This is a genomic window from Microvirga sp. Mcv34 (assembly GCF_024519725.1).
Taxonomy (GTDB): domain Bacteria; phylum Pseudomonadota; class Alphaproteobacteria; order Rhizobiales; family Beijerinckiaceae; genus Microvirga.
In genome coordinates this window covers 1-10,251 of the sequence record NZ_JALJRK010000031.1, presented here as the reverse complement: position 1 = coordinate 10,251, position 10,251 = coordinate 1, and the positions used below count along the sequence as shown (strand labels likewise).

Genomic DNA, 10,251 nt, shown 5'->3' with positions numbered 1-10,251 from the left:
ATGTCGTCTTCACCATCGTCCATCCGCTGGGTCTCTCCTATACAGGTGACAGCTTTGATACGGTCGTGGCAGCGGGGCAATACACCTACACGAAGAATCCCGTCCGCTCCGGCGGCAAGGGTCCTTATACGTACACCTGCTCCGGCTTGCCCGCAGGGCACCCGAACAACCCGTTCACCTGCAATGCCTCTACTGGCGTGATTAAAGGGCAGCCGCTTCTTTCCAACGCGCAACAGGCTTTGTCCGGAACGATCACAGTGACGGTTCGCGACGGGCGTGGGCTTACCGCAACGACGAGCATCCCTTATTACTTCCGGCTGCCGGCGCTTTCAGGCCGTGCCCTCAGGAAAGTGACAGGCGAGATCCAGGACGACATCACAGTTACCGGGGCATTCGAAGGAACAGGAGGCTGGGGAACATTGCGGGCATATTGCTCGGGTCTCCCCGCAGGAATGCGCTGCGCAGGAAACGGATCCGACAGCCGCTTCGACGGTGCGGTCTATGGTCGCCCCACGGATAAGAATCGGATGTCCGGAACATTCAACGTCACCATCGTTGATGACACAGAGCGAACAGTCACGTTCCCAGTACAGTTCGCCTTCAGCCCTAATAACCAAGTCACCCGCTATGACTGTGGCAAGGAAACTTGGATTGCCTGGGTCGATACCACCTACAACTCCGTGCACTGCAAATACGGCTGTGGTTTTCAACGGAGGGTTTACGTTTCCTGCGGGTCAAACACTGATCTAAACGACATGGGAGCTGGGCCCTGGAATACGGACGTGGGCCCTTATGGCAAGAAATATCAGTCCCAATACGTATCGAAGGCGAAGATGGACGAGCTCCGCGACTTTGCCCGTAGCGAGCTCTGCGAGTTCGTCAACTACCATCGAGATGTTCTTTGGAACGGACGCCAAGGCTCCTACTGCGCTAGCAATGTCAATCTCAACGATGTCTCGGATCTTGGTGAGTTCAAGAACACTGCACCGCCTCCACCCGCACCTCCGTACTGCGCGTACTGGAAGCGTGACAACGGATGGGGGATGACTCGCGCCCAGGGTGTCCAATGCTTCGACGGGAACGGGAACCCCACCAGTTGAGCGGAAGCAGCGCCCAGTCCGGCAGAAATTCTCACATATCCTGACACTGTCTCAGATATCGTGACACTAATATCAAAGGCCGCCCTCCGGGCGGCCTTTCCCATTTGCAAGACTTCACTTCCGTACGAAGTCTGTATTGCCTCCCAGCGCCAAGGTCCGTCTCTACCCGTCTGACCCATTAACCATCCGCGCTGTTCGCCTCGTCTCCTGCTCGCAGTTCGTAAGGCGAGCACTAGAAATTTGGTCAGCTTTGTTCAGTCGAACTATCCCCTATCAAAGGTTTCTCGGAACGATCGTTGCCAATCCCGGATCAAATCTTACGCCGGTCCTCATATGTCATGGCCCTCATCACTCATTCCGGATTCCTGCTCCCAATTCCCAATCTTGCCTTTCAGGATCAAAGCCCAGTCAAGATAAGAACGTAGCTGAGGCCAACGCGGAGAGCCTAATCTGTAACCGTCAGCCGGAACACCAGGCATGAAAACGGCGGCACCAGTGATGGTGCCGCCGCAAAGAAGGATTCAATTTGCTTTAGATTTATCGGGAGAACCCGATGACCTGTGTGGTTAGCCGCACCGCCCAGGTCTACATGGCGGCTCCGAGGGCCCCGAGTATCCCATATCGGGCCAGGCGACATTGAACGTCTTCACCAATCCTCTAGAATCCCGTATCGTAATAGTGAAGTTATGTGCACTTAGATTGTCGGAATAAACGAATGTCGCTACAGACGCGCTGCCCGCGGTTGCCGAATGATTGCTCGAAACGTCAATCACGTTAACTGCTTCCGAGAACCTAATCTGAAGTGATTGACCGAACGGGCTGGTGCTGGTGATCGTCACGGGCGATGTCGCCGGTGTGAAATTATACGAGATCGCCTGGGAACTCGCCTGGCCTGCCGAGTCCCGGATCGTCACCCAAATCGTTCCTGATCCGGCTGAAGACGGCCTGCCTGTCACCCATGCTGTGTTCCCGTCCCACCCCAAGCTCATGCCAGCAGGAATGCCTGACGCCGACGGCGACTTTCCACCCCAGCCACCGCTCGAATAGACATAGCGGGTATAGCTCGAGGTGCAGCACATCGCCGTTCCGAAGTGACCACTCGTCGACGTGTTCAGGGGAGGCGGAGTGTAGTTGTACCCCATGACGACGGTCTTGCGCTGTCCGGCCTGGTCGCCGACCACAATCGTAATCTGCCCCGCTCCTGGTGACGGCGCCGTGCCGTGGATGGCCCATTGCCAATAGCCAACATGCGCGACGCTGATACCGGCCGGAGCAGAGACGCTGACGATCGAGAGACTGCCCCAGCCGCCGCTTGCGGCAACATCACCGCGAACGTAACCACCCGCCTGACCATTCTGGTTGCTGACCAGCCACGCGTTCAAGGCCGGCGGCTGAACGTTCCACCACACCTGAACGGTCGCCACCTGATTGTAGGAGTCCCGGAAGGTCACCGTGCCGGTTCCGCTGCCGAGTTGCTGGGGAGCACCGTTGACGGTTCCGTCATAAGGGGTTCCGGCACTTGCGGGCCCGCAGCCCACTCCGGCCGGGAAGCCCGTGCAGGTCACTGTGATGGTGCCCCAGCCACCGCGGGCGTGGATGCCCACCGCAGCATAATAGCCACCGGTTGCCTGGAAGGCTCCATCGGCCCATGCAGACAGGCTCGGAGGCCTGATCGTATAGACAAAGTCGCTGTCGGTGACGACGGTGCCACGGGCATCGCGCACCGTGATCGACACCTGATCATAGGTGCCCGGAGCCTGCGGGGTTCCTTCCACTACGCCTGTTGTCGGATTGATCGCCAGCCCCGGAGGCGCATTGGCCATCGAGTAGGTATACCCGGGTTTGCCGCCCTTTCGGTCCGGAGCAGGACTGCGGAAGAAGACACCGGCGGTGCCCGTTGCGTGCGGGACCTTGAGGCGCAACGTATGGATGAGGGTGATCTGGAAGGTCTTCTGAGATTTCGTGTTCGCAGTCCCCGCCCAGAGCTCGCTGCTCGTGTCCTCCGCCTCCAATGTCACATTGAGGGTCTCAGGATCGCACGCTCCGATGGTGCAGGTCTCGGGGATTGCTCCCGATACATCAGCCTCATCGCCATTGGGCGTAAAGCTCAAACCCGCAGGAAGCGTCGACTTCAAACGGATCTGGTAAGGCGGGATACCCTCTTCCGCTCGAACAGCGATGCTGTTGAACTCCTCAGAGAAAAACTCTGTGACCGCAGGACCAACGAGGCGGACGACTCCGGACGCACAGGTTACGGACGGGTTCTTCTTCACTGTCACGCCTGGAGACGAGGCACTCAGGCTGAACACAGACGGGACGATGCCACCTGAGCTCGACGCCCCAGGAGTGGCGGCCGCGACGTTGTTCACCACACCCCAAAAACCAGTGTTGAACGAGTACCTCGCCGTCGCGCGGACGGTCACGAGATTGTCGACGTCAGGTGCTCCCTCAGTATACTGGATCATCATCGGCTGATCAGCCACCGGATGGGGGGCCACGAACTGGCCCATCATGTCCTTGGCTCCACCCGAAGCGTGGAACGTCCGCGCAAAGGCACGATAGCTGCAGTAGTCCCTGGGATAGGGGACGAGATTGTTGACGGCGTAGGCAGCCGTCTGAAGCTTCTTGTTCAGCGATGCCAGAGTCGAGACATACGAGCCACCCAGATAGATGAAGAGCATCACCGGGATGATGAGCGCAAACTCAACACCGGCAGCTGCCTTCTCCGATTTGAGGATTTTGCGGAAGAAGCGGGAGAGCATGGTGAAACTCTTCAGGGCGGCAAGGGTCAGCGAATGGCGTTCATGTATTCAGTCAGGGCTCGCATCCGGAACACGGACGCCGCCATCACAACCCGCTTTCCAGCGTCTGTGGACATGCCAGGACCGACCCATGCCAGGTTCGGCACCTCCAGCGCGGCGCGAAGCATCACGATCTTTCCCGGCACCGCCCCCGGCTCATCGACAAAGGCGCCCGTGTTTACGGTGCCGTTTGTCACCATCGCAGGCATCGAGTCAGTCCCATCTCCCTTAACGACCCTAAGGTCAAAGAAGAGAGCACCGGATTTGCACTTGGCTTCGCTAACCAGAACGAGTGGGCTCTGCTCGCAAAGTCGATCTCTGAGACATGCCTGGTTGTAGGGAGAGGCAGCCCCAGGGGCGAGGCCACACAGGGGCCTCCCCTCGTACATAAGCTGCGATACCTTCTCGAGGCCCTTATCCAGCGTGGCGCTCGTCCAGTAGAGCAAACCTATGTAGATCAATCCCAGAATCGCCATAAAGAACGGAAATGCCACCATCGCAAACTCAACTGCGACGGCACCATCCGTTTCTCGAATCATACGCACGGTTCTGAGTGACCTGGAGACTCTCTTCATCATGTTGCCTGTCCGAAGTTCCGGGGTTATTCAGGATCAATGCGCCTCTGCAGAGACGCCTTCCATCTTGGGCGCCGGCTTCACGGGGATCGTCTCCGCGCCATCGTCCCGGCCCGGTCGGCTCTTCGACGCCCCCGAGTTGCTGGGCGCGGGAGCAAAGGAAGCTGGGGGCGAAACCACGGGCGCGGATGCCGCGACAGGCGTAACCGCGCCGGGAGCTGATCCTGCAGAGGTTTGTGCTGCCTGCTGGGCAGCACTCGTCAATGTGCTGATCTGACCGCTGACGCCTGAGAACGAACGTTCATCGTCGCCTATGACAGCGATCGGCTGGCATCGCGGATCGCAGGAGACAGTGACCTTGTTCGACGTTCCTGACTGGACGCTCACAAGCGACTTCCGATCATCGCCCACGACCAGATCCGTCTGAGCGATGATTTCACCCTGCTCGTTTAGGAGAATCAGGTTGGTTTCGCCGAAGCTCCGCCCAGTCACCACCGCAAGACCGGATTTCTCGAAATTGATGTGGGCGACGGCCGGGTTTCCAATCACCACCGTCCGGATGCCCTCAGGCATTTTGACGAGGACGGCCTTATCCATCGAGGCGCGGAGGATTGGGCCAAGATGGGGGACAGTCCCCCGCTCCTGCGCCTGCGCTGCAACCATCGAAACGCAAATCATCATTGCGCTTCCGATGATTCGAGTATTCGCAAAAAGCTTCATCGAATAATGCCTTTCCCGTCTGGAATCACGAAAGATAAGCCGCCTGCAGGCAGCGATTGAGCCCGAGGCTTTTTACACGACGAAATATAAGGGGGAAAGGGGAGCTACAACGCAGAAAAACGAAATGAAACGTTAATCAGCCTTGCACTGGATTTGGGCTAGGATTAAAACCGATTTGTGAGCCGGTCACATGAACCAAGAGCAGACGCTGCGGCGTGACGGCGGCCACCTCAATGCCCCACAGCAGGGAATGATTCCCGTCGATAGCGGGTAATGACTCCCGAAAACATCAACAGGACGTCGTAGAACCATGAAGAACATCATCAACCGCACCGCCGCTGCCACCAAGCGCCTCGTCAAGGACGAGGACGGCTCCGCCATCATGGAATATGGCCTTCTTGCAGGCCTCATTGCTGTCGTCGCGATCGGCGCAGTCACCACGATGGGCAGCCAGCTCAAGACGGTGTTCACGAACATCGGCACTGCTCTTACCACCGCGACGGGCAACATGAAGGCCAGCTGATCCGGCCTCGCCACAGATGAAGGCCAATAGTTAGCCTTCGGCTTCGGATGCCAAAGCCCGGTCTTTGAAGAAAGGACCGGGTTTTCTTTTCCCAAGATCATTCAGGACCATCGTTATGCTCCAGAACATGCAGGTCGGCACCTTTGTCATCTTGATGTGTGCCGCCATCTTCACCGACGTCCATCGCATGAAGATTCCAAATGTCCTGGTAGGTCTGTGCCTCGCCGGGTTCTTTGTCTTCGCAATTCTGAATGGAATGGCCCTGAAGGACATCCTCCTGCATGTAGCGGCCGGGTTCATTATTCTGCTTGTCGCAATCATCCCATACAGCTTCCGAGCAATGGGGGCCGGGGACGTCAAACTGATCGCCGCCATTGCGCTGTGGTTTGGCCTCGGCGAGGAACTGATTACGTTCGGGATCCTGTTCTCATTCTACGGAGGCCTTCTGGCACTTGCGATCCTGAGCTACCGCCACATGCCCCTGCCCGCGTTGGTGAAAAGCTGGAACTGGGCGGCCAACCTCTACAATCCTTCCAAGGGCGTCCCCTATGGAGTAGCGATTGCAGCAGCGGCGATCACGTTGCGGACAGCAGTTCTTTGATTCGAGAACGGATCTGGCTCGCCGACCAGACTGAGACGTTCCACTCCCGAATTTCGGTGTAGGTTTCGACCCTACCAAAACCCAAATTCAAAGCAGAAGGGCGGCCCATAACTTGGAGCCGCCCTTTTCAGTTTCCGCCGGTAGCCACGTCGATCATTTCCTGGGGTATTCCCAGAGGCTTCCCTTCCATCGACATCAGTCGTTCCTGTGGAGTCGGCGGATGTTGCTCGGAGATCCTTTTGAGCTCACCAGGCAGAAGCCTTGTCCTGACCTTGTAGTGCTCGCTGGCATACATCAGTGCCCGTGCCACAAACCCGTGCCAGCGTTGGTCGAGGGCATAGGTTCCCTTCTCCCGGTCCACCACCACATCACAGCCTGCAACGGGGGAAACGGGCTTCTCGATCGGTCCCAGCTTGAATCCATCGAGCGCGTCGGCGACCGGCGCAGGGACGACAAAGACCAAGTGCGGATCGGCCAAGGCGCTCCGGTATGCAGGATCCTTACGGCAGGCCGAAATCCCTTGCTTGAAGCAGGGCATTGTTGCGGCCAGCTCTTCCTCCCCCACGACTCGCACCACCTTGAGGATTGCAGCCTCCTCGGTAGCCGCCTCAATCACCGGCCTGCATTCAAGTGGCTGACCGACACGCCCCTGCCGGCTGTCGATCTGACACCCACATGCCATGTCCTTGAGATGGCCCTTCACATCCTTCCGCTTTGTGATCCGATCCATGATTGAGAGAGAGACCTTCAGCGGGTCAGAGGCAGTCCGGGAGACACCCTTCCACTCGCTGCGGGACGGCGCCACCTGAGCATAGGAGGGTCCCGCGGCCGCAAGAGCAAGGACTAGCAGACCGATCCTGGGGCCGGGCCTAATCCCTGCTGACAGTTTGGCTCTCGGCATACGGTGTTTCGAGGTCGCCGGCATAATGTTCATCACGAGTTAGCTTCCGAGCTGCCGTCACCAGAGTCAATCTCGGGGAAAAGCAAACGGTAGACCCTCAGGTTGTCGCGAGCCTCCTGGATCCTGACCTCAAGATCGCCCAGAGCCTCCATCCGTGAAGCCAAGGCCGATCCATCGAACCCACCAGGACGGATCAGGGCCTCGCCACGACCGACATAAAGGTTGTCGACCTTGATCCTGGCCGTGAGTTCCGGAGCCATCGGGGCCAACTTCGGATCGGACAATGCAGGCACTCGGGTAAGGTCAACCTCCATCACGGTCTGCACGGCTGGAGCGAGCGCAATGGGTGGCTCATGCTTGACCCGCCCGAAGGCCACGACCTCGCCCTTTCGGTTCACCAGGTCCACGGATACCTCAACTCCCGTCATGGGAACGTCGAGAACGTTGAAGATTGAGAAGCCGATGTAGGGCTTGCTCTTGGCCGTTTCTGACCAGAAATAGCGGGTGCGGGCCAATGATACCTTTCCGAGGAGGTTCCGCCGGCGCTCTTCGTCAAATTGCTGGCTGCTGACGTCCCTGCGCTCCCGCCGACGGTATTCGCGAATCCAGTCGATTTGCTCCTTGAGAGCGCGGGAGTCCTGGGCAACGTACACCGAGACGATGGCAGCAGGGCTCATTTGGTCGAACTTGCCCACTCCGCCCTTGAGGATCGCGTCCAGGTAGGCAGGAGTGCCGAATGATGGCTCGGTTCCACGGTCGGACACGAGACGCAGCCCTTCCTTGCCATTGAACTCGTCCGGCGGGGCCTCAAACGAGACCGGGTTAGCTGCCCGATACAAAGCCTTGAGAAAGGCCTGAGCCCGCCCGCGACCGTCCTTATCCTGGGACGCGAGATCCTGAGCGACCTCGTTAACACTCTTCGAAAGCTCCTCGTGATTTGTCCCGGTAATACCCGGATCGCCGCACCCCGACAGTATCGCCGATGCGAGGCAAACTGCTAAAATCCGAACTGCACTTCTTGATTTGCGAATCATAAGTGTAGACCACTTTCTAATGCGTCTCTTCTTTAAGGGCTGTATCATGCGTATACCGACCAGTCATCGCACACTAATTCGCGCTGCCGGTTTTTCCGTTGTCGCCACCGCACTTGCTCTTGGGGGATGCCAGACCAAATCGGTCTCGCTTCCATCAAATGAGCCGCTTGTCACCACAAGTCCGAAAGTTGGAAATATCGGGCAAAGCCAACTGCCGGCGATCGCAGCGGCCACGGGTAAACGCGAAATCGATGTGGCGAGTAATTCGAATTCTTGGGTGTTGCGCCGTCTGAATGCCGATAAGCAACAGGGGGCCACGGTCGCCCAGGCAGCTCCGGCCGTTAACCCAGCGTCAAAGCCGAACGCCGCTACTGCGCTCCCGCCCTCAACCCGCAGCAAGGGGCTCCGTGACGTCTCCCTCGCCGAGATCCCCCTCTTAGATCCCACCCACTACGACCCGAAGCGGCTTCGATAACGGGAGGGAGCTTCCCTCCTCGAATCCAACTCTCCGCGCAATCCCATAACCAGGTTCACAGCCTCCCGCGCATTTCCGAGCGACTTCATCCTGATATTCACGACGCCGCTTGTATCGAGCGCGATGTCACCATACCCCATCATCCGACCATCAATGGACTGGTTAAGCTCCGCGCCAATGATCTCTCTCAGTGAGGCAGATTGTGCGTAGCGGCGGATGAAGCCCGAGCGTGCTACCACACGGTCCGGATAGATGATGAACTGAGTGGTATGCCAGCGGACATAGACAAGCAGGACTGCTACCGCCCCGGCTGCCACACATCCCGTATAGATCAACGTCCATGTTGCCGGGCTGAGGAGGCGCCAAGGCTGCGTAAGTGCCTGGGCATAGGCGGCTGCGATGACCGAGACACCCCCCACCACCAGCGGACTAATGAAGACAACCTTGGACAGTCTAAAGACCCTCAGAGGCCTGCTTGTGTCGTGGAACTCCTCCGACATCCCTTCGTGGAGCTCAGCATCCATGCGGCTTTGCATCAGTGACATCTTTCTCAACGCGGCTCTGAAAGTTTTCCAAATCGACAGAACGATTGGTCGTTCACGCCGAATTTAAGGTGTATTATACCGCTTGCTAAATCGGGAACAATATTGAGATTTAAGGTCATGAAGCGCCTGCAGAAACGCAAATCAAACATTGTTTTCCGCCTGGTCCGAGCCAGTTTCGTTTTGCTGTGCATTGCAAATCCAGTCCATGCCGTCGAGGTCTCAGGCCGCTTCGGCACTGGGCCGCGGATCGCACAAGCAACAGCTGCTGGAGAGCCGCAGGCGCGGGCGCAGCCGAGGGTCACAGATGCTGCCCTGTGTCAGGACGCCCTTGGCCTTTACCTCAAGGTCTCTGCCAAGACATTCGAATCCAAGGTCGCTGCCGCAGTGCTCTTCGAGACGATTGCCCGCCATGAGACCTTGGCGAGGCTAATCTCCATCGCGACGGCTGCTGGTTGTGAACTGAGGCCTTTCCTTGATGAGGAGGTAAGGCGCAGCAAACCCTGACCACAAACCATCAGACCCCGCAAAGGATAATCCCAATGAAGAAGCTTTTAACTCTGACGATGGTTGTGCTCGGAACAGCCACTTTGTCGGCTTGCGCAGACCGCACGCAACTTCCGAACTATGCCCTCTACGTGCAAGCTGGGCCATACGTTGACTACTGCTGGATGTACTACGATACGCCGGAAGATTGTCTGAAGCCGCCGGTCGCAAGGAAACAGCCGGTGAAGAACACCGGCCGTCGTGAGAAGGTTCTGGTTCGCAAATACTGAAGCCGGCCGGACTAAGCGTTGCGCCCACTCAGGAACCGCGATAAGAGCGATACCTTCGCCTCTTGCCGCGGTTCTTCTGTTTCCGCTGTGCGTACCTCGAGCTTATAGATCACGCCAATCGGCGCCCGTTCATGCACGACTTCGTAAATAGTCGGCCCTGAACAATGCCGTTTGATCAGGCTGCCATTGGATTCCAGGGTTCG

Annotated in this window: 12 protein-coding genes; 5 read left to right on the top strand and 7 right to left on the bottom strand. The window is 58.1% G+C overall.

Annotation, left to right across the window (positions count from 1 at the left end):
* Positions 1-1,100: hypothetical protein (locus OC446_RS16905; protein ID WP_262030193.1), on the top strand; the 1,100-nt coding region annotated here is incomplete at its 5' end.
* A gap of 566 nt (positions 1,101-1,666) precedes the next feature.
* On the opposite strand, the gene OC446_RS16900 is transcribed toward OC446_RS16905, so the two are convergent.
* From OC446_RS16900 to OC446_RS16890, 3 genes are read right to left on the bottom strand one after another with little or no spacing between them, the layout of a single operon-like run.
* Positions 1,667-3,862 (bottom strand): TadE/TadG family type IV pilus assembly protein, encoded by a 2,196-nt coding sequence (locus OC446_RS16900; protein WP_262030192.1) that lies wholly within the window; start codon positions 3,860-3,862, stop codon positions 1,667-1,669.
* Between the two features lie 26 nt (positions 3,863-3,888).
* Complete coding sequence (locus OC446_RS16895) at positions 3,889-4,479, bottom strand: TadE/TadG family type IV pilus assembly protein (protein WP_262030191.1); 591 nt, start codon at positions 4,477-4,479, stop codon at positions 3,889-3,891.
* Positions 4,480-4,512: 33 nt separating this feature from the next.
* A complete protein-coding gene (locus OC446_RS16890; protein WP_262030190.1) occupies positions 4,513-5,139 on the bottom strand; it encodes a pilus assembly protein N-terminal domain-containing protein in 627 nt (208 codons plus the stop codon).
* 367 nt (positions 5,140-5,506) lie between these two features.
* On the opposite strand from OC446_RS16890, the gene OC446_RS16885 reads away from it, so the two are divergent.
* The gene (locus tag OC446_RS16885) at positions 5,507-5,719 is read left to right on the top strand and encodes a Flp family type IVb pilin (RefSeq protein WP_262030189.1); all 213 of its coding nucleotides are present in this window, start codon (positions 5,507-5,509) and stop codon (positions 5,717-5,719) included.
* A 115-nt stretch (positions 5,720-5,834) separates the two neighbouring features.
* On the top strand, positions 5,835-6,320 hold the full coding sequence (locus OC446_RS16880) for a prepilin peptidase (protein ID WP_262030188.1): 486 nt from the start codon (positions 5,835-5,837) through the stop codon (positions 6,318-6,320).
* Positions 6,321-6,447: 127 nt separating this feature from the next.
* Here OC446_RS16880 and OC446_RS16875 read toward each other — a convergent pair whose 3' ends face one another.
* From OC446_RS16875 to OC446_RS16865, 3 genes are all read right to left on the bottom strand, one after another.
* Entirely contained in the window at positions 6,448-7,257 is an 810-nt protein-coding gene (locus OC446_RS16875) for a hypothetical protein (protein ID WP_262030187.1), read from the bottom strand.
* A complete protein-coding gene (locus OC446_RS16870) occupies positions 7,254-8,303 on the bottom strand; it encodes a hypothetical protein (RefSeq protein ID WP_262030186.1) in 1,050 nt (349 codons plus the stop codon). The genes OC446_RS16875 and OC446_RS16870 overlap by 4 nt, the downstream gene beginning before the upstream one ends.
* Before the next feature lie 402 nt (positions 8,304-8,705).
* Positions 8,706-9,254: a PH domain-containing protein gene (locus tag OC446_RS16865; protein ID WP_262030185.1), complete on the bottom strand. Its 549-nt coding sequence runs from the start codon at positions 9,252-9,254 to the stop codon at positions 8,706-8,708.
* A gap of 138 nt (positions 9,255-9,392) precedes the next feature.
* Between OC446_RS16865 and OC446_RS16860 the strand changes: the two genes are divergently transcribed.
* Both OC446_RS16860 and OC446_RS16855 read left to right on the top strand, forming a co-directional pair.
* The gene (locus OC446_RS16860; RefSeq protein ID WP_262030184.1) at positions 9,393-9,779 is read left to right on the top strand and encodes a hypothetical protein; all 387 of its coding nucleotides are present in this window, start codon (positions 9,393-9,395) and stop codon (positions 9,777-9,779) included.
* A 35-nt stretch (positions 9,780-9,814) separates the two neighbouring features.
* Positions 9,815-10,048, top strand: a complete 234-nt coding sequence (locus OC446_RS16855) for a hypothetical protein (RefSeq protein ID WP_262030183.1) — start codon at positions 9,815-9,817, stop codon at positions 10,046-10,048.
* Positions 10,049-10,059: 11 nt separating this feature from the next.
* Here the strand turns inward: OC446_RS16855 and OC446_RS16850 are convergent.
* On the bottom strand, positions 10,060-10,251 hold a 192-nt coding region (locus OC446_RS16850), incomplete at its 5' end, for a hypothetical protein (RefSeq protein ID WP_262030182.1).